The organism is Candidatus Fukatsuia endosymbiont of Tuberolachnus salignus, assembly GCF_964030845.1.
GTDB classification, from domain to species: Bacteria; Pseudomonadota; Gammaproteobacteria; order Enterobacterales; family Enterobacteriaceae; genus Fukatsuia; species Fukatsuia symbiotica.
Window position 1 is genome coordinate 1,972,771 of sequence record NZ_OZ034983.1, and the last position, 18,548, is coordinate 1,991,318.

Consider the following 18,548-nt stretch of genomic DNA (forward strand, 5'->3'; position numbering starts at 1 on the left):
ATGAATGCCGTGTCACGTGGCTTGATTATTATAAAGGTTTGTTGGCGTATATCCGATGGGTTTGTTAGCATAGCAATGAATGAAGGCTTGTTGTTGACAGGAAAAAGAATGGCATCAAGACGAGACTGGCTGTTACAACAGCTTGGGATAACGCAGTGGACACTGTATCGCCCAACCGTCTTGCGGGGTGATGTTACCATTAATTTGCCAAAAAATATTCGCTTACTGATTGTGGCACAGTCGTTGCCTAATTGTGCTGATCCGGTGCTCTGTGATGTTTTACTGAGTTTGCATCTCACTCCTTGGCAGACTTACAGTTTGACGCCGTATCAGGCCATGATGTTGCCAAAGGAAACTCAGTGCAATAGTTGGCGTTTAGGCATTGATGAACCTTTAGCGGTTGAGGGTGTGCAATTATATAGCCCGGCTTTGGTCGAACTTTATCAAGATGTGCACGCCAAACGTGCACTTTGGCAGCAGATTTGTCAATATGAAGCAGATTTCTATCCTGACGCCAGCAGATCTGGCGCATGCCTACCAGATTGAGCAAACCAGTCATGCTTTCCCGTGGACGGAAAAAATTTTTACCAGCAATCAAGGTAAGTTATATCTTAACTATAAATTAAGTATCGATCATCGAATAGTGGGTTTTGTCATTACACAAAAAGTACGGGACGAAGCGACATTATTTAATATTGCCATTGATCCACAGCATCAGCGTCGCGGCTATGGTCGTTTGTTGCTTGAGTATTTGCTTGAACAGCTAATGGTGCATAGTGTTATTACTGTGTGGCTAGAGGTGCGTGAGTCAAATGTTGGAGCCATTGCTCTGTATGAAAATTTGGGTTTTAATCAGGTTTCTCTACGGCACAACTATTATCCCTGCGCGCATGGACGCGAACATGCAGTTATCATGGCGTTATCTGTAGCTTAGGTCTATTGTGTATTACAATAATATTGGATCTTTTAACCTGTGTGGAGAGATGATGAAATCAAAATATTTATTCATTTTTATGATTATCGCTTTATTGACGGGGTGTAGTAGCAATATATTTAATGTATTCGGAACCTCTGATAATTTATCTACCCTGACAGTACGCGGATGTGGCGCCGACTTGAAAGTAACTAATAGATTAACTCCGGTCAATTTATACCCAAAAATGGTCGAATGTATCGATAATAGCCAATACAACAATGCCGTTATTCTATTCTCGCTAGCGGGAACTTACTCTTATTTTGATGTGAACAGAGCTGCCGATAGTAGAACGGGTAATGTCCATGCTTCTTTGTTAGCGAATGCCATGAAATCTGTTGGCGATGAGAATAAACGTAAAATGTTTGGAGAAGAACTCCAACGGACACTCGGTGATAAGGCTAGACTGGCAAAAATTTGTACGCAGATCCAGCATATTGGTATGCCTGATTATTCTCCTGACTATATTAATAAAAACACCTCTGTAGCTAATGATGTTGCAGGGAAGGATGTTGATCCGCAAGTAAACTGGCAAAATGCTCTGGAAGGGTATTTACATTGTCCTGGATAAGTTGTCTTCGTTCGATCCCATTTCCTATTATGAAAGTTATTCCATCTCGTGAATGTTGGGATAGCCTTTTATCAAAAAATACTGAAAGCATACCAGTGGAATGTTAGAATTCTTTTTTAAGCAACCTGGTGATTTTCTGAAATGGGTAAAAACGTCGTCGTACTGGGCACTCAATGGGGTGACGAAGGTAAAGGCAAAATTGTCGACTTGCTGACTGAACAGGCTAACTATGTTGTACGCTATCAGGGAGGGCACAACGCCGGCCATACTTTAGTTATTAACGGTGAAAAAACGGTTCTTCATTTAATTCCTTCTGGGATTTTGCGTGAAGATGTGACCTGTATTATTGGTAATGGTGTCGTTTTGGCACCAGATGCTTTAATGAAAGAAATGGAGCAGCTTAGAGAACGTGGCGTTCCGGTAACTAAACGGTTACTAATCTCGGAAGCCTGTCCATTAGTCCTGCCTTATCATGTCGCCTTGGATAATGCACGCGAAGAAGCACGTGGTGAAAATGCTATTGGAACGACAGGCCGTGGTATTGGTCCTGCCTATGAAGACAAAGTTGCTCGTCGTGCTTTGCGTGTTGGTGATTTATTCGATAAAGAGATCTTTGCTACCAAGCTAAAAGAAATTGTGGCATATCACAACTTCCAATTGGTGCATTACTACGAAGTTGAAGCTGTTGATTATCAAAAAGTACTGGATGGGGTACTGGCTGTTGCCGACGTTTTAACTTCGATGGTAGTTGATGTTACACAGTTATTGGATAATGCACGTAAAAAAGGTGCTCGGATCATGTTCGAAGGTGCACAGGGTGCCCTGCTGGATATCGATCATGGTACTTATCCCTACGTGACTTCATCTAACACTACTGCTGGTGGCGTTGCTACGGGTTCTGGCATGGGGCCGCGTTATGTCGATTATGTTTTGGGTATTGTAAAAGCCTATGCGACTCGTGTCGGCGCCGGGCCTTTTCCTACTGAGTTACATGACGAGAATGGTGAGTTTTTATGCAGTCAAGGTCATGAATACGGTGCCACCACTGGTCGTAAGCGCCGCACTGGTTGGTTGGATGTCGTGGCACTGCGTCGTGCCATTCAGATTAATTCTATTTCTGGTTTTTGCCTGACCAAACTGGATGTATTGGATGGTTTGAAAGAAGTTAAGATTTGTGTCGGTTATAGTGTACAGGGTAAACCTGAAGTTAGTACGACTATTGAAACGATTGGTGAGACAACGATTAAGACGACTGTTGAGACAACTGTTAAGACGGTTGTTGAGACGACTCCGTTGGCAGCAAAGGACTGGGAAGGCATCGAACCCATTTATGAAATACTGCCAGGCTGGCAAGAAACTACTGTTGGTGTGAAGGAGTATTGTAAGTTGCCGCAAGCAGCCCGCGATTATATTAAACGTGTGGAAGATTTGACGGGTGCATTGGTAGATATTGTTTCCACTGGTCCTGATCGTGTAGACACTATCATTCTGAGAGATCCCTTCAGATGCCTGATTGCGTAATATGGTATTGGGTAATATTAATGTATAAACCGGGTTTTTGCCCGGTTTGTCGTTTTTTGGCTTAGCCTTACCGACAAGAATCCGTGTACGATGCGGCCTTCACTAAGGAATAGGGTGCAATCATACTGGCAATATACCCATGACGATCCCCAGCTGAATAGCAATCACCGAGACACCGCAGGCAAATACCAGTATCAGTGCTGGTTTTCCACCCCATACTTGATAATGATCGTGATGAGTTTTTCGTACTTTCCAAACTAGCAACGACGGCAGCAATAGTGCCAGTATTGCCAGTGCCATTGCAGCAAAACCCAGAGCCGTGATGAAACCACGTGGATAGAATAGCGCAAACATTAATGGTGGCAGAAAAGTGATTAATCCAGTTTGCAGACGACCGTTTAAGTTATTACTACGCTTAAATAAATCGGCTAGATAGTCAAACAACCCTAATGATACGCCGAGGAATGAAGTGATTAACGCGAGATTGACAAATAGGTGCACTGTTAATTCAATATGTGGTGAAATTACAATAGTGTGCACTGCCTGTAACAGGCCGTTCAATCCCGTGTGCTCCGCGAGGATGCCAATAAAAGTGTGCGAGGGAATAGAACCTAAGGTCACGAACTGCCAAAAAAGGTAAGCGATCAGTGGGATGGCGCTGCCAATAATAAAAACCCAACGTAATTTGCGAACATTTCCCTCCATATAATTGACAATGCTAGGTACACTACCGTGAAAACCAAATGAAGTAAAAATAACCGGTATTGCAGAAAACACTAAACCTTGTTCTAGTGGCAAAGTCATCAGATTACTTTTCTCAACATAGGGCATGATCAGTGTGAGTAGCACAATCAGAAAAATAATTTTCGCACTAAATAAAATGCGATTAAAGAAATCTACGGAGTGAGTACCGATACACACCACGCTCCCGGCGATGAGAGTAAATAGCAAAGCGCCAAAATAATGGGGTAATAAGTGCCCCGCCCATTGGCTCATTGTGGTCGCCAGTAATTCGCCTGCACCACTAATATAAGCGGCAGTGAGTGCGTACATCAAAAACAACATGCTAAAACTGGTTAACCATTGCCAATGATTGCCGAGATGCCGTTTAGCCAAAGTGCCTAGCCCAGTATCAGCCACTTCATGCTGATAAACTTCGACCAATAGTAAAGCGGTGTAGCACATCAATAGCCACAGTGCGATCAACAGTGTAAATGTCATGCCGAAACCTATACCTGCAGCGGCTAGCGGCATTGCTAGCATTCCTGCTCCAATAGTGGTTCCTGCAACAATCAAGATACTACCCAAAGTCCGATTTCTCATGTTTTCCCCTACGTTTTTGCTATTGGCCAAGGATATATACTTATCACCCTTCAAAACACTGGAAAAATTGGATTATCTAATAATGCGTAGCATTATGATTTTTATTAAAAATTGATAATATTCTTCTAAACACAAAAACCAGTATCTTCATGTCAAATAGGCATATTCAGCTTATTAAATACGGTAGGGTAAAAGAGCATCTTAATGATGTCAAATAAAATTTACAATTACTGTAAAGTTAAATTTACATTTATGCACATGTGTTAGCATTATGTAATTCACATTACGCATAAAAATTTCGAATAGGTTATTGGATCTAAACCCCTTGTATAACAACCTACTGTGTGGAGTGCATTCGGTATTACGTAGTGCTCGTAACCCTCATATACTCGTATGCACACTGCGGTTGCAGTGCGCCTTGACTTCACATAACGAACGACGGTTTTGCAAGAAGTCTATTGCGAAACCGACTATGTGGGAGGTATTTACGATGGGATCATTGGCTGCTTAGTCTTCATTTTTCCATTTCGGGAACTCCATGGCGTCGTACTTGACTACACGGGTGCCACGGGTCAACTTATAGCTAAACCAAATCACCAAGAACAGTGGAATACCGATATAAGTTGCTGTCACGGCATACCAATCGATTTGATTTGCCAGAAAAGCTTGATAATTTTGTCCCAAGGTAATAGTAAGACATAACACAAAGGCAAAAATCGGCCCCAACGGGAAGAAGGCAGAGCGGTAGGGTAAATCGTTTGGATCAAGCCCTTGTGCTATATACCCTTTGCGGAAACGGTAATGACTGATGGCAATCCCCAACCAGGCAATAAAACCGGTCATTCCAGAGGTATTTAATAGCCATAAATAGACAGTCTTATTGCCAAACATTGAACTCAAAAAGCACAAACCGGCTACTGCAGTGGTAGCATACAATGCATTACGAGGCACCCCACCTGTCGATAAACGGGCAAAAATCTGCGGAGCTTTACCTTCCCTTGCCAAGGTAAATAGCATACGGGTAGAGGCATACATCCCTGAATTACCTGCTGATATCACTGCTGTTAAGATCACTGCATTCATCACTGCGGCTGCAGACAATAATCCCGCGTTCTGAAATACCAGGGTGAACGGACTAAGACTGATATCCTCTACATCATTGCGTAGCAGATTTGGGTCAGTATAGGGAATAACCAGGCTGATAATCAAAATCGCAAAAATATAGAACAACAGAATACGCCAAAAAACTTTGCGCACTGCCTGTGGGATACTTTTGCCCGGATCTTTTGATTCGCCAGCAGCAACACCTATCAATTCAGTTCCCTGAAAAGAAAAACCGACGATCATCGCCACTCCTATCATCGCAGAAAAGCCACCGGCGAAGGGGGCATCACCTATCGTCCAATTATGCCAACCTGCATTTTCACCACCACGGATAATCCCGCTGATCATCAAAACACCAACAACAATAAACAGTACGACTGTAGCGACTTTGATTAGCGATAACCAGTACTCTGCTTCACCAAATCCTTTAACCGAAATGTAATTGAGCAAAAATATCAGGCCAAGGAATAAAGCGCTCCATATCCAACCAGGTGTTTCTGGGAACCAATAATGCATCACCAATTGAGCCGCAACCAAATCAACGGCGATAGTCACTGCCCAGTTATACCAATAATTCCAGCCTAGTGCGAAACCAAAACCTTCTTCAACATATTTTGAGCCATAGGTAGAAAATGAACCGGAAACGGGCATAAATGCCGCAAGTTCACCGAGACTGGTCATCAGAAAATAAACCATCAAACCAATCAGCGCGTAGGAAAGCAAGGCTCCACCTGGCCCTGCCTGTGAGACTGTCACACCCGAGGCAATAAATAAACCTGTGCCGATAGAGCCACCGATAGCGATCATCGCCAAGTGCCGTGATTTAAGTTGGCGACGCAATCTCGGAGCGTCTTGTTGCTCCTGCGTACTAATATCTTGTTGAATCACTCTTAACCTCATCCATTGATAAAAGAATAAAACAGGATTGTAACAAATCTTACTGAAGGGAATACCATCAATTTTCTTATATAAAACTAAGAGCCTGTTACGGGACAGCAATACTCCTCGAGTATCCAGGTGGTCAATAAATAGACTTCTTGCAGAACCGTAATTCGTTATGTGAAGTCGAGGCACTCGGCGCGCAGTTACTGTGCGGTACATGCGAGTTATCGCTTACATATTTATGAACTTTAACTTTAATTACAATATAAAAAATAATCCAAATGAGTTATGTCTGAACGACATAATAATGATTATGCACTATATAGCAGGGGCCGTATAAGTTGATTATGAAAATCAGCAATAAAATATTGATATTAAATAATATTTATTAACAAAAGTGATCACGTTACATGGCGCCTGCTATATTGAGAGAATAAGGCGTCAAGGCTGCAATTTAAGTCCCTTCTTTTGCTTTTGGCTTGTGCCCATTTATGTTCAATGGGATTGAGATCAGGTGGGTAGGGAGGGAGATATTCAATCCGATGCCCGGCTTTACTGATAGCCTGCTGAATGTCGAGACGTTTGTGGAAACTGGCGTTATCCATCACGATGACACAATGAGGAGGAAGAGTAGGCAAAAGGCGCTGGGTAACCCAGGCGTAAAAAACATCACTGTTAATGGAACAAAAAAATAATCCGACCGCCATCAGGACGGTTCCCAGTAACGCGCCAATGACATTTGTTCGGCCCTTGGCCTGCCCATCCTGGGTACCCCAACAGCGTTGACCTCGTGCAGCATAACCGTGGGTTCGTGGCCTATCGTGTGCGAAACCGCTTTCATCCAGATAAACGACCGGTTTTCCCTGCTTTTTATAGCAGGCTATCGTGTCCTGGAAGGCGCGCCGTGTCTCTTCGTCTGCCTTGGGATGACGCAGGGTTTTTTTTATAGGTGACGCCCAGGTTTTTCAGTGCCTGCCAAATGGCTTTCTGGCACACCTGAAAGCGCGCCGCCCGTTCCCGTTGGTAAGCATCGGGATAAAGTGCAACATCTTCAGCTAACGCCACTTTATCAAGCTTACGCCGACGGGGGGAAGAAGGTTTAACCTCGATACGACTGAGCCAGCGGGTAACGGAAGCTGAACCAATGTGGAAGCGTTTAGCGGTCTCTCTGATACTCAAGTTTTCTTGCTCTCGAATACCCAGAACTTTACGGCGAAAATCGACAGAGTGGCTCATCGCTAACTCCCTGCTAAATAATTTAGCTATACATTGTAATCAAAATTAATACGTTATGCTATACCTTATTGCGCGATAAAATCGCCCGAGAATTACCGGTGATTATCCGCCACCTGCTGACCCGTTTTGTTGAGCCTGCCAAAGCTAAATGCTTATTGCTTATTGCTTATTGCTTATTGCTTATTGCTTATTGCTTATTGCTTATTGCTGGAGCAGCAAAAATCAGCCGAAGCGCTTAATGTCAAACGGAGTAATGATTCGCTGGTAGATTTTTGTGGCTATCTGTTAACCTCGGCTGAGGCGGATGGGATGTTGGTAGGCAATGCGGAGATTATCCCGTGTAACCCGCGTCAATATCTGTATCACGCTTATCTTGCGTACATGAGAGGTAACAATCTGGCTAAACCGATATCAATAACACGTTTTGGCAGTGATATGCCGGGCTCCTTAGCGGAATTTGGCTTACAGTATCTACGTAAGAAAAGCAGGCAGGGGATCCGTAGCAACCTGAATTTGAATGTAGACAGTGCGGATGAATGGCTACCCCGAGCGACAGGCATCGCTGATTTAAACAACTAATGGGGGGTACTAAAAATTATTCGAGCCATCGCTAAACAGCTTCACCTATAGCGTAACGTATTAATTTTGATTACAATGTATAGCTAAATTATTTAGCAGGGAGTTAGCGATGAGCCACTCTGTCGATTTTCGCCGTAAAGTTCTGGGTATTCGAGAGCAAGAAAACTTGAGTATCAGAGAGACCGCTAAACGCTTCCACATTGGTTCAGCTTCCGTTACCCGCTGGCTCAGTCGTATCGAGGTTAAACCTTCTTCCCCCCGTCGGCGTAAGCTTGATAAAGTGGCGTTAGCTGAAGATGTTGCACTTTATCCCGATGCTTACCAACGGGAACGGGCGGCGCGCTTTCAGGTGTGCCAGAAAGCCATTTGGCAGGCACTGAAAAACCTGGGCGTCACCTATAAAAAAAACCCTGCGTCATCCCAAGGCAGACGAAGAGACACGGCGCGCCTTCCAGGACACGATAGCCTGCTATAAAAAGCAGGGAAAACCGGTCGTTTATCTGGATGAAAGCGGTTTCGCACACGATAGGCCACGAACCCACGGTTATGCTGCACGAGGTCAACGCTGTTGGGGTACCCAGGATGGGCAGCCTAAGGGCCGAACAAATGTCATTGGTGCGTTACTGGGAACCGTCCTGATGGCGGTCGGATTATTTTTTTGTTCCATTAACAGTGATGTTTTTTACTCCTGGGTTACCCAGCGCCTTTTGCCTACTCTTCCTCCTCATTGTGTCATCGTGATGGATAACGCCAGTTTCCACAAACGTCTCGACATTCAGCAGGCTATCAGTAAAGCCGGGCATCGGATTGAATATCTCACTCCCTACTCACCTGCTCTCAATCCCATTGAACATAAATGGGCACAAGCCAAAAGCAAAAGAAGGGACTTAAATTGCAGCCTTGACGCCTTATTCTCTCAATATAGTGCATAATCATTATTATATCGTTCAGCCATATCACGTAATACGGTACGCCGTTATTTACGGAATATCGCCAGAACACCCCGTTACAGCCAGCGTACTGCACCGTTATCAAAACTGGATCCCTTTAAATTTTATTTACTCGAACGGATTAAAGCAGCAAAACCTGACTGGATCCCTGCCACTGTGTTATTTCGTGAACTTCAAGCGCGAGGCTATGAGGAAAAAGACGGTATCCTGAGGAATTATCTTCGGCAGTTTAAAACCAAAACGGATGAGCCAGCACAACGCTTTGAAACGCCTGCTGGCAAACAGTTGCAGGTAGACTTTACGACCATTCGAAGGGGAAAAAAGAAGCTCAAAGCGTTTGTCGCGACACTGGGATATAGCAGGGCAACTTATGTTCTGTTTAGCCAACATGAGCGACAAGAAGATGGGTTACATGGTATTGAAGCTGCACTGGATTATTTTGGGGGTGTACCCCAGCAGCTCCTGTTCGATAACGCCAAATGCCTTATGATTGAACGCGATGCCTATGGTGAAGGTCAGCACCGTTGGAATGTTCATCTTCTCACCCTGGCAAGAGACTACGGTTTTAGCCTCCGCGCCTGTCGACCTTACCACCCCAAGACAAAGGGCAAAGTGGAACGTTTTAACGGCTATTTGAAACACAGCTTTATCCCCCCCTAGCGGCTTCACTGAAGCAATTAGGTCTGGAATGAGATGTGGATATAGCGAATGGTCAGATAGGGCAGTGGCTGCATGATATCGCTCATCAGCGCATCCACGGGACAACAGGTGAAAAAACCCAGCTGCTACTTGCGCAAGAACGCCAAAGTTTACAACCACTGCCCGTTAAGCCTCCGACAGACAGCTTGTTACCCGTATTAACACGGCACCAGGTCATACCTACAGAAAGTTTACAGCACCCCTTATCGGTGGACGACCCGTTGCTAGGAGTCACATCATGAACTTACAGATGGAGCGTATTGGTGAGGCCTGTGACACGCTAAAATTGCCTGCTATTGCCCGTGAGTGGTCTGCTATAGCTGACCGGGCCGCCGGTCAGGAAATGTCATTCGCCACATTCCTCAATGACATTTTGCAGGTTGAAGTTAACGCAAGAAGGCAGCGTACATGGGACATGCTACTTCAAACGGCCGAGCTTCCCGTGATTAAGCATTTTGATGACTATGATTTCCGCTTCGCCACTGGCGCCCCGCGTAAACAGCTTCAGGAGCTCACCGGCTTGGTTTTTATCGAACAGGCAAAAAATATTGTGCTTCTGGGGCCAAGTGGTATCGGTAAAAGTCATCTGGCCATCAGTCTGGCTTACAAAGCCATTACCCAGGGGACGAAAGTTCGCTTTATCACCGCCGCAGATTTAATGCTACAACTTGGCATAGCAAAGAAACAAGAACGGTTAGATGCCTACCTGAAACGAAGTATTTTGTCACCAAAGCTGCTAGTGATTGATGAAATTGGTTATCTACCGTTTGGACGAGCAGAAGCTAATCTGTTTTTCAACGTTATAGCCAAACGCTATGAACAAGGTAGCGTGATGGTGACAAGTAACTTGCCTTTTTCACAGTGGTCAACGGCTTTTGCAGACGACCAAACCTTAACTGCTGCTTTACTGGATAGGTTATTGCACCATGCACATATCGTCCAAATCAGCGGTAACAGCTACCGATTAAAAGGAAAAAAAAACAGCAGGTATTGTACCTATCACCTATCTGGAAAAGTACAGCTCTGCCAAAGAAAGAGAACTGGCACGGATACGCCGCTTGGACCCATCAGGAGCTTTGCATTGAGTAGTGGCTCAAATTTTTTGCAAAAATCATCCATTAAGCAATAAAGTTCGGTAATATCGTTCATGAGTGTCTCGCTATTTCGTGATGAATAATGTCCGCAAACATCATTATTTTGAAGTACGAGGCACTTATCTCTTCTTGAACAAAAAATTAGAGAAAATAAACGTCAATTTCTTATCCCGAACTCAGGTTAAAATTAGAATAGGAATTCGGTAGAGTATCACAAATGCAACCAAGTCTTTAAGAAGCCGTCTTAAAATAATCTCATAGTAGTTTGGCAAGAGTAAGACGTACTATATATAGTGTCGTCATAAAATTTTGAGCCGTAGATCAAGGCATCGTATTTGTACAGCAGCGAGAAAAGAAGCGGTATTTTTTGCATAACGTGTAGCAATCCCCCGCCAGCGCTTGAGATGCAAAAAAGCATTTTCCACAAGATGTCGATATTTATACCCAAGTGAAATCAAGATGCAGGATTTAGCGCCTGGAAATTATCGTTTAAGCGAGATACCAGAGAACTTGCCATTTGTGGTAGCTTCACTTCAAAGAAGTTTAAGATATCGTTCTTAAAACTCTGTTTAGATGGGTAATATCTATTGTTTCGTGTTTGCTCATTCATCACCTTCCACAATCGCTCTATCGGGTTTAGATTCGGGCTATACGGCGGAAGGTAATGAAGCTGGATATTCAACGTAAGCGCGGCGTCTTGCACAAGCTGTGAACGGTGATAGCCTGCACCCTCGAGGATCACATGTGCCGTTGTCGTGATGGGATAATGCGCGCGAATGGCAGACAGGAAGTGAACCACATTTTCGCTGTTAATCGTCTCATCATCACGGATTATGGGGTTAGCCACATTCTGGATGTTCAAGGCTCCCATGATATTCAACCGCGTTCTGCTCCCGGTGGTCTCTATCGTTTTATCCTGGCCTTTTCGTATCCAGCCGTAGCTTATTTTGGTGGTTTGTGTCGGATGAACGGCATCAATAAACAGTATGGGGTCATTACCCGCGGCGTCTTTCAATTCGCTGTAGGTCTTTATAAATTGCTGCTGTTTCTCAACGGCAAATTTATGCGGAACACCTTTCGGCTTTTTATAGCTAAAGCCCTGCTGCTTCAACCCTTTATACAGACCTGATACGGTAAAGGTGATGTTCCAGCGTCCAGCGATATACGCCACAATTTGGTGATTGTGGTGGTAGAGCGGCTGGGTGAGATGTTCAACCAGCGACGTGGTCTGTTCCGCATTGAGATAGCCATCGGAGCCGCCATTTTCAGGCTTGAGCTTGTTGAGTTTATGATAGTCTGTAAGGTGGCGCCGCACCGTGGTTTCATTAATGAGCTGTGAGTGAGCAATCATAGGGGGAGTCCAGCCGTCTGCGGACAACAAAACACACCGGATCCTGTCACAGACACGGCGGTCATGGCTTTGACGATGTTGGGCTTCGAGGGTAATTTTCTGGTCAGCAGTCAGCTCTATTTTCATGGCTATGAGCATGATCCTTATCGACTTCAAAATCAAGCATCTTCATTGATCACGGGTATAAAGGTCTTTCGTACAGGGATAGTCTGACATCTCATTACCATTCTTATCTTTTTTCCTACTCTCCTTTTACCATCATTTAGTACAGTGCGAAACTCGTGTTTATATGAGTGCAAGTTCTGTCGGCTATCTGAAGCGGACAGCACTACAAATAAAATTTCACTAAGGGTAGAGTTTTCCTCCCTCTATTTTCAAGTCTTCTCGTTCTTCAAAGCACTCTGTAAATTCTTCATTGACTCTACTTTCATTTGCTCTGTCATGCTCTGGTAAAAAAAGAGATAAAAATTACCTTATATAAGACTCGTCAAGTGACATTCGATGGGACAACCATTGAGATCAATGGTTAAATAGTTGATTAAAACACTCAGGAATGACAGACTTCGCGCTTGTTTTCATAATTTATTATGACTTCTTGCAAGACCACTGCTCGTTAGTGAAATCAAGGCTCATAATGTGCAATAGCCGCGGGCAAGAAGTCCATTTTAAAACAGGTGCCCTAAAACTATGAGACTTACATCCAAAGGTCGTTATGCCGTAACAGCTATGCTTGATGTTGCATTACACTCCCAAGATGGATCAGTACGGCTGGCAGATATCTCTGAACGCCAGGGGATTTCGTTGTCCTATCTGGAACAACTTTTTGCAAAATTACGTAAACATGATTTAGTCACCAGTGTACGTGGCACAGGGGGTGGTTATAAATTGGGTCAAGAAGCCGCACAGATAGCAGTCGGCGCAATCATTAACGCCGTTGATGAGTCTATCGATGCTACCCGTTGTCAAGGCAAAGAGCCCTGCCAGGCGGGTGAACGCTGTTTAACCCATACTTTGTGGTGTGATCTGAGTAAACGAATCAGTAGTTTTTTGAACAATATTACTTTGGCAGAATTAGTTGATAATAAAGATGTTTTAGCCGTCGCAGATCGGCAAGATAATGATATTCTTGGTATCAATAAGCGTCGATCACAAGAAAAACTTAACATTAAGCTGCCGTTCTAAAATTTAGGAGTCAGGTGTCCACAGTTTCCGTGGGATCTATCGTATCACAACGGTTTTCATGTATGGAGTCAGGTGTATTGTAATGAATTTACCTATTTATCTGGATTATGCAGCTACAACACCGGTTGATCCTCGAGTGGCTGAAAAAATGATGCAGTGTCTAACATTGGACGGTATTTTTGGTAATCCTGCTTCCCGATCTCACCGTTTTGGTTGGCAAGCGGAGGAAGCCGTTGATGTCGCACGTAACGATATTGCCACATTAATTGGCGCAGATCCACGTGAGATAGTTTTTACCTCCGGTGCCACTGAATCAGATAATCTGGCAATTAAAGGTGTGGCCAATTTTTACCAAACAAAAGGTAAACACATCATTACCTGCCGAACTGAGCATCCCGCGGTGTTAGATACGTGCCACCAATTGGAGCTCCAAGGCTTCGAGGTCAGTTACCTGTCTCCACAACCTAACGGGATTATCGATGTAGAACAGCTGACAAAGACTCTACGGCAAGAGACTATTCTCGTTTCTATTATGCATGTAAACAATGAAACCGGTGTAATACAGGATATTGCAGCTATTGGAGACATCTGCCGTGGTCAGGGTATTCTTTTCCATGTCGATGCGACACAAAGTGTAGGTAAATTACCGATTGATCTCACAAATTTAAAAGTAGATTTGATGTCTTTTTCGGCACATAAGATTTATGGACCTATGGGGATTGGCGCGCTGTTTGTGCGACGTAATCCAAAAGTACGTATCGAGGCTCAACAACAGGGAGGAGGTCATGAACGTGGTATGCGTTCAGGGACGTTGCCAGTGCATCAAATTGTCGGCATGGGAGAGGCGTGTCGTATCGCCAAAGAAGAAATGAAGCGTGAATCTCAGCATCTGACAAATCTACGTAACCGTCTATGGCATGGAATCAAAGAAATAAAAGGCGTTCATTGTAACGGCGAGATAACACAGCTAGCACCTCATATCTTGAATGTCAGTTTTGACCGTATTCCCGCGGAATTACTGATACTCAATCTGAGAAATTTAGCGGTTTCTTCCGGTTCAGCCTGTACCTCCGCCCGTGTGGAACCTTCACATGTGCTACGCGCATTGGGTGTCAGCGATGAATTGGCTCACAGTACGCTCCGCTTTTCTCTCGGACGTTTTACCACCGAGGAAGAGATCGACTACGCCATTAAATCAGTGTGCGAATGCATTGAGAGTCTGAGTAAGCTCTCTCCAATAAAGTTAGGCAGCTATAAGATGCTCTAGACTACAATCAATTCTGTTGGAATATTATGACTGAAGAAATTATGCAGGTATCGTTATCAAACAAAGCTGCTGATGCCCGTTGGGGCAAAGTGGTGCTTGTCAGCAGCAACGACCAGGGTATCACTGTTCATTTAAACGCTACAGTGAACGGCACTAAATTGAACGCTATCCAGTGTGCTGCTCGTAAGATCGCGGTTCAAGGTATCAAAAAAGTAAAATTGGCAGGTGCCGGTTGGCAGTTAGAAGAAAGCTGGGTCTTCTGGCAAGGGTTTCGTGATGCCAAAAAACAGCACAGAATAGAATGGGCAGCGCTCTCAGTAGATGAATGCCAGGAATTGAAATGGCGTCTAAAGACTATTGACTGGCTTCGTGACACCATCAACATGCCAGCAGAAGATCTCTCCCCTGAGCAACTAGCGGCAGAAGCTATCTCTTTGATGAAGAATGTGACGCCAGAAGGTGCTTTCAACTATCAAATCATTAAGGGAGAAAATCTGCATAAACAAAAGTATCACGGTATTTATACCGTAGGTCGTGGCTCGGATCGTCCGCCACTGTTGTTAATACTGGATTATAATCCGAGCCGTGATGCAAGCGTGCCAGTATTTGCATGTTTGGTAGGTAAAGGGATCACCTTCGATTCAGGTGGCTACAGTTTGAAACCCAGTTCTGCTATGGATTCAATGAAATCCGATATGGGTGGAGCCGCAACCGTTACCGCTGGGTTGGCATTAGCAGCAGCGAGGGGCCTGCGACAACGTGTTAAACTTTATCTGTGTTGCGCGGATAATATGGTTAGCGGCAATGCTTTCAGACTAGGTGATATTATTCATTATCGTAATGGCAAGACGGTCGAAGTCATGAATACCGACGCTGAAGGGCGTTTAGTGTTAGCCGATGGTTTGATTGATGCGGCTCAACAGAATGCACCCTTGATCATTGATGCCGCAACCTTGACTGGTGCTGCAAAAGTGGCACTGGGTAACGATTATCATGCATTGTTCAGCTTCGATGATCAATTGGTACAACAGATGCTCATCAGTGCTAATAGTGAAAACGAACCTTTTTGGCGTTTACCACTGGCAGAATTTCATCGTCAGCAATTACCTTCCCAGTTTGCTCAATTAAATAATGTCGCTATCCCTAGTGCTACCGGTGGTGCCAGCACCGCCGCGGCGTTTTTATCACATTTTGTAAAAAATTATCAGCAAGGCTGGTTACACATCGACTGTTCAGCAACTTATCGAAAAACAGCGGTAGAACAATGGGCGGCAGGTGCCACCGGTTTAGGAGCCCGCACCCTGGCGAATCTTTTAATAGCCAGAGCAAAATGACAGTACTCTTACACAAGCTGGCGTGTGCCGTAGGTTGAACGCACCACACCGCTGGCCGTTGTTCCGGTGGAAGATGACACCTAGCCTCGCCTGATCACCTTTTTTATATAGATCCTACGGTAAAATAAATTTTTTCATCATGAGCTGTTAATTTTGTTGCTTAGTGGGAGCAATAGCAATTTCACGAATACAGACATTTTGGGGTAATTGGTAACAAAAAACCACAGCTTTTGCTACATCTTGGGCTGAAATAACACCGTTAATACTCGATTTCCACTCAGTGTAACCCTGTTTAATATCCTGTCTAGATGTATGTTCTAGCAACTCTGTTTCCGCCGCCCCTGGTGAAACAGTTATCACTCTTACATTGTAAGGCGCCAGCTCCCAGCGTACGGTTTCAGTGATACCATGTACCGCAAATTTAGTACCAGAATAGGCAGCATGATGCTCAAATGTTTTCCTTCCGGCAAGAGAGCTGATGTTGATTATTGTCCCTGATTGGTTCTTTTTCATTTTTTTCAGAACGAGTTGCATCCCATGTAATAATCCCAATACATTGGTTGCAAACATATTTTCCCATTCTTCGGCGTCTTGTTGCTCTATATTTCCGAGCAACATGACACCCGCGTTGTTAACCAGACAATCCACGTTGCCAAATTGAGACTCTGCCTCCTTAATAGCTTGTTCAAAACTATGACGATCCGTTATGTTTACTTGGCGACAAAGCGTTTTTGGCAATTTCAGCGCTTCAAGACGTTCAATTCGACGAGCAAGAAGCAAAAGAGGGTATCCTAACTCGCTTAATTGTTTAGCAATTTCAGCACCGAATCCAGAACTCGCACCAGTAATAACCACTAATTTCTTTTCCATTAAAAACCTCAGCACTCGCTATAAAATTTGGTGGAGAATTACCAGACAAAAGATTGTCTATAACATATCGTTTCAACCACTTTTGATGGGACTCTCCGTCATACTAACACTTTATTTTTGGGTTCCATCCTATATTCCTTCAGTATGGACGTAAAAAAACCGCACTACTTACGTATGCGGTATTCGCTGGTTAAGGATTCAACAACTTTAACGAAACATCCCCTGTGGCTGAATCATCGTTCAGCCTGTCTGGGTAACGGGTATTCTGGCTTAAGAAATTTGGACCCTGAAACGGGGAAAAACTTTAGTGAACAAATTGAAGGTATAAAAGCAGACCTGATTAGCAAGAAACCTAAGCCATCCGAAGCGTTCGTAATGGGTGTGGCGCACATTAGACCTCTTCGGAAACTATAGCAGGCGCCATGTAACGTGATCACTTTTGTTAATAAATATTAATTAATATCAATATGTTATTTCTGATTTTCATAATCAACTGATACGGCGCCTGCTATAATGGCAGCACCTGATCGTTTAACATATCTGCGGCAACCAAGGCATTTTTCTCTGTATCTACTCATTCAACTTGAAGGTCTGGATTAGATGGTTTGGAAATTATCGTTAATTCTGCCCCTGAGAAAGGGAGCAATTTTTGCCAATGTACTATCAAAAAATTCGGCTATAGCCCCACGAAACTCTTTGGCTGAAGAGAAAAATCGGTTGTTTCTGACACGCTCGTTCATGACCTTCCATAATCGCTCGATGGGATTAAGATTAGGGCTATAAGGGGGTAAATAATGGAGTACGATAGCCTTCTCTAATGCGGCGTCTTTGACTCGCTGACGGCAATGATAGCCAGAATTATCTAAAATAATGTGTATCTTTTGTGCATCAGGATAAGCAGCTTTGAGCTGCTCAAAAAAAGCGACGGTGGTTTCTGAATTCACCTGCTCAGGACGGGCACTGACCACCTTCATGGTGCTCAATTCAATGGCTCCCATGACATTAACCCGTGTTTTTGCCCCTGTTTTGACCAGCGGCTTATCTTTGCCTTTCCTTATCCAACCGCAGACCACTTTAGTAGCCATCGTTGGAGGGGCTGAATCCATAAAAACAATCGGTTCATTCTTAAGAGCACTCTCTAGCAAAGTGAAATAAGACGCGATAAACGCTTCTTGCTGAGCAACATCCACTTTAACCGGCGTCGCTTTGGGCTGCTTATAGCTAAAACAATGCGCTTTCAGCCATTTTGTCATGCCAGATACGGTGTAACAGACGCCAAATTGGGTTTCCACATAAGCACAGATATCGATGACACGGCTATAAGTCGTGCTTTCAATGTGTTTTTCAAGCAATAAAGATTCATGCACGCTCAACTTACTATACGAGCCGCCATTTTCAGGCTTTAATTTTTCGTCTGAAAGCCAATCTGTTACATGTTGCCTCACTGTTTCTTCATGAATACCTAATGCGTGGGCAATCGCTTTGTTATTCCAGCCTTCATTTTTCAACAACACGGCTTTGATTCGATCTCGAACACGGCCATCGTGTTCGTAACGATTAAGGCGTTCCAAATCTTGTTTTTGAGAGGCTGTCAGTGAGTTTATTTTCATGA

The 18,548-nt window shown here is 44.1% G+C and carries 19 protein-coding genes and 3 pseudogenes; 13 read left to right on the forward strand and 9 right to left on the reverse strand.

All coding sequences use genetic code 11. The annotated features are described in order from the left end of the window. Positions 1 to 108 precede the first annotated feature (108 nt). The 4 genes from AAHH42_RS09500 to AAHH42_RS09515 all read left to right on the forward strand — a co-directional run bounded on the left by AAHH42_RS09500 (position 109) and on the right by AAHH42_RS09515 (position 3,065). Complete coding sequence (locus AAHH42_RS09500; protein WP_072550971.1) at positions 109 to 546, forward strand: DNA polymerase III subunit psi; 438 nt, start codon at positions 109 to 111, stop codon at positions 544 to 546. Beyond that, the gene (gene rimI / locus AAHH42_RS09505) at positions 491 to 934 is read left to right on the forward strand and encodes a ribosomal protein S18-alanine N-acetyltransferase (RefSeq protein WP_072550966.1); all 444 of its coding nucleotides are present in this window, start codon (positions 491 to 493) and stop codon (positions 932 to 934) included. Before AAHH42_RS09500 ends, rimI begins: the two co-directional genes overlap by 56 nt. A 49-nt stretch (positions 935 to 983) precedes the next feature. Next, positions 984 to 1,544: a hypothetical protein gene (locus AAHH42_RS09510; RefSeq protein ID WP_072550967.1), complete on the forward strand. Its 561-nt coding sequence runs from the start codon at positions 984 to 986 to the stop codon at positions 1,542 to 1,544. A gap of 141 nt (positions 1,545 to 1,685) precedes the next feature. Then, a complete protein-coding gene (locus AAHH42_RS09515) occupies positions 1,686 to 3,065 on the forward strand; it encodes an adenylosuccinate synthase (protein WP_342220989.1) in 1,380 nt (459 codons plus the stop codon). 120 nt (positions 3,066 to 3,185) lie between these two features. Here the strand turns inward: AAHH42_RS09515 and tyrP are convergent, their stop codons facing one another. The 4 genes from tyrP to AAHH42_RS09535 form a co-directional block, all read right to left on the reverse strand. Beyond that, positions 3,186 to 4,388 (reverse strand): tyrosine transporter TyrP, encoded by a 1,203-nt coding sequence (gene tyrP / locus AAHH42_RS09520; RefSeq protein WP_072550969.1) that lies wholly within the window; start codon positions 4,386 to 4,388, stop codon positions 3,186 to 3,188. Between the two features lie 507 nt (positions 4,389 to 4,895). After that, positions 4,896 to 6,380, reverse strand: coding sequence for an amino acid permease (locus AAHH42_RS09525; protein WP_072550970.1), 1,485 nt, complete (start codon positions 6,378 to 6,380; stop codon positions 4,896 to 4,898). Between the two features lie 395 nt (positions 6,381 to 6,775). Further along, a complete protein-coding gene (locus tag AAHH42_RS09530) occupies positions 6,776 to 7,321 on the reverse strand; it encodes an IS630 family transposase (protein WP_342222054.1) in 546 nt (181 codons plus the stop codon). Further along, a complete protein-coding gene (locus tag AAHH42_RS09535; RefSeq protein ID WP_072550348.1) occupies positions 7,245 to 7,610 on the reverse strand; it encodes an IS630 transposase-related protein in 366 nt (121 codons plus the stop codon). The genes AAHH42_RS09530 and AAHH42_RS09535 overlap by 77 nt, the downstream gene beginning before the upstream one ends. A gap of 129 nt (positions 7,611 to 7,739) precedes the next feature. Between AAHH42_RS09535 and AAHH42_RS09540 the strand changes: the two genes are divergently transcribed. The 6 genes and pseudogenes from AAHH42_RS09540 to istB form a co-directional block, all read left to right on the forward strand. Next, entirely contained in the window at positions 7,740 to 8,189 is a 450-nt protein-coding gene (locus AAHH42_RS09540; RefSeq protein WP_425286291.1) for a primase-like DNA-binding domain-containing protein, read from the forward strand. Positions 8,190 to 8,298: 109 nt separating this feature from the next. Then, the gene (locus tag AAHH42_RS09545) at positions 8,299 to 8,664 is read left to right on the forward strand and encodes an IS630 transposase-related protein (protein WP_072550348.1); all 366 of its coding nucleotides are present in this window, start codon (positions 8,299 to 8,301) and stop codon (positions 8,662 to 8,664) included. Next, positions 8,600 to 9,121 carry an IS630 family transposase gene (locus AAHH42_RS09550; protein WP_342222055.1) on the forward strand — a complete coding sequence of 174 codons (522 nt, stop codon included), beginning with the start codon at positions 8,600 to 8,602 and terminating at the stop codon, positions 9,119 to 9,121. The genes AAHH42_RS09545 and AAHH42_RS09550 overlap by 65 nt, the downstream gene beginning before the upstream one ends. Positions 9,122 to 9,178: 57 nt before the next feature. Continuing rightward, complete coding sequence (istA, locus tag AAHH42_RS09555; RefSeq protein WP_425286331.1) at positions 9,179 to 9,799, forward strand: IS21 family transposase; 621 nt, start codon at positions 9,179 to 9,181, stop codon at positions 9,797 to 9,799. 35 nt (positions 9,800 to 9,834) lie between these two features. Next, positions 9,835 to 10,080, forward strand: a complete 246-nt coding sequence (locus tag AAHH42_RS14820; RefSeq protein ID WP_425286292.1) for a hypothetical protein — start codon at positions 9,835 to 9,837, stop codon at positions 10,078 to 10,080. Further along, positions 10,077 to 10,823, forward strand: a pseudogene (gene istB / locus AAHH42_RS09560) (IS21-like element helper ATPase IstB); the annotation flags it as partial. The gene AAHH42_RS14820 and the pseudogene istB, both read left to right, overlap by 4 nt. A gap of 33 nt (positions 10,824 to 10,856) precedes the next feature. Here istB and AAHH42_RS14825 read toward each other — a convergent pair. From AAHH42_RS14825 to AAHH42_RS09570, 3 genes and pseudogenes are all read right to left on the reverse strand, one after another. Continuing rightward, positions 10,857 to 10,987 (reverse strand): annotated as a pseudogene (locus AAHH42_RS14825) (IS982 family transposase); the annotation flags it as partial. A gap of 244 nt (positions 10,988 to 11,231) precedes the next feature. Further along, positions 11,232 to 11,375: pseudogene (locus AAHH42_RS09565) on the reverse strand (IS5/IS1182 family transposase); the annotation flags it as partial. An 11-nt stretch (positions 11,376 to 11,386) separates the two neighbouring features. Further along, positions 11,387 to 12,409, reverse strand: coding sequence for an IS630 family transposase (locus tag AAHH42_RS09570; protein ID WP_342222056.1), 1,023 nt, complete (start codon positions 12,407 to 12,409; stop codon positions 11,387 to 11,389). A 561-nt stretch (positions 12,410 to 12,970) separates the two neighbouring features. Between AAHH42_RS09570 and iscR the strand changes: the two genes are divergently transcribed. The 3 genes from iscR (at position 12,971) to pepB (ending at position 16,066) form a co-directional block, all read left to right on the forward strand. Further along, positions 12,971 to 13,465 (forward strand): Fe-S cluster assembly transcriptional regulator IscR, encoded by a 495-nt coding sequence (iscR, locus tag AAHH42_RS09575; RefSeq protein WP_342220990.1) that lies wholly within the window; start codon positions 12,971 to 12,973, stop codon positions 13,463 to 13,465. 82 nt (positions 13,466 to 13,547) lie between these two features. After that, on the forward strand, positions 13,548 to 14,732 hold the full coding sequence (locus AAHH42_RS09580; RefSeq protein WP_119797213.1) for an IscS subfamily cysteine desulfurase: 1,185 nt from the start codon (positions 13,548 to 13,550) through the stop codon (positions 14,730 to 14,732). A 26-nt stretch (positions 14,733 to 14,758) separates the two neighbouring features. Beyond that, positions 14,759 to 16,066, forward strand: coding sequence for an aminopeptidase PepB (gene pepB, locus AAHH42_RS09585; protein ID WP_342220991.1), 1,308 nt, complete (start codon positions 14,759 to 14,761; stop codon positions 16,064 to 16,066). Positions 16,067 to 16,213: 147 nt separating this feature from the next. Here the strand turns inward: pepB and AAHH42_RS09590 are convergent, their stop codons facing one another. Both AAHH42_RS09590 and AAHH42_RS09595 read right to left on the reverse strand, forming a co-directional pair. Next, on the reverse strand, positions 16,214 to 16,936 hold the full coding sequence (locus AAHH42_RS09590) for an SDR family oxidoreductase (RefSeq protein WP_119797212.1): 723 nt from the start codon (positions 16,934 to 16,936) through the stop codon (positions 16,214 to 16,216). Positions 16,937 to 17,532: 596 nt separating this feature from the next. Continuing rightward, positions 17,533 to 18,546 carry an IS630 family transposase gene (locus AAHH42_RS09595; protein WP_342220992.1) on the reverse strand — a complete coding sequence of 338 codons (1,014 nt, stop codon included), beginning with the start codon at positions 18,544 to 18,546 and terminating at the stop codon, positions 17,533 to 17,535. Positions 18,547 to 18,548 lie beyond the last annotated feature (2 nt).

Coding starts and splice junctions, on each gene's coding strand:
- AAHH42_RS09500 (WP_072550971.1), top strand. CDS start 109: ATGGCATCAAGACGAGACTGGCTGTTACAACAGCTTGGGATAACGCAG.
- rimI (WP_072550966.1), top strand. CDS start 491: ATGAAGCAGATTTCTATCCTGACGCCAGCAGATCTGGCGCATGCCTAC.
- AAHH42_RS09510 (WP_072550967.1), top strand. CDS start 984: ATGATGAAATCAAAATATTTATTCATTTTTATGATTATCGCTTTATTG.
- AAHH42_RS09515 (WP_342220989.1), top strand. CDS start 1,686: ATGGGTAAAAACGTCGTCGTACTGGGCACTCAATGGGGTGACGAAGGT.
- tyrP (WP_072550969.1), bottom strand. CDS start 4,388: ATGAGAAATCGGACTTTGGGTAGTATCTTGATTGTTGCAGGAACCACT.
- AAHH42_RS09535 (WP_072550348.1), bottom strand. CDS start 7,610: ATGAGCCACTCTGTCGATTTTCGCCGTAAAGTTCTGGGTATTCGAGAG.
- AAHH42_RS09545 (WP_072550348.1), top strand. CDS start 8,299: ATGAGCCACTCTGTCGATTTTCGCCGTAAAGTTCTGGGTATTCGAGAG.
- AAHH42_RS09570 (WP_342222056.1), bottom strand. CDS start 12,409: ATGAAAATAGAGCTGACTGCTGACCAGAAAATTACCCTCGAAGCCCAA.
- iscR (WP_342220990.1), top strand. CDS start 12,971: ATGAGACTTACATCCAAAGGTCGTTATGCCGTAACAGCTATGCTTGAT.
- AAHH42_RS09580 (WP_119797213.1), top strand. CDS start 13,548: ATGAATTTACCTATTTATCTGGATTATGCAGCTACAACACCGGTTGAT.
- pepB (WP_342220991.1), top strand. CDS start 14,759: ATGACTGAAGAAATTATGCAGGTATCGTTATCAAACAAAGCTGCTGAT.
- AAHH42_RS09590 (WP_119797212.1), bottom strand. CDS start 16,936: ATGGAAAAGAAATTAGTGGTTATTACTGGTGCGAGTTCTGGATTCGGT.
- AAHH42_RS09595 (WP_342220992.1), bottom strand. CDS start 18,546: ATGAAAATAAACTCACTGACAGCCTCTCAAAAACAAGATTTGGAACGC.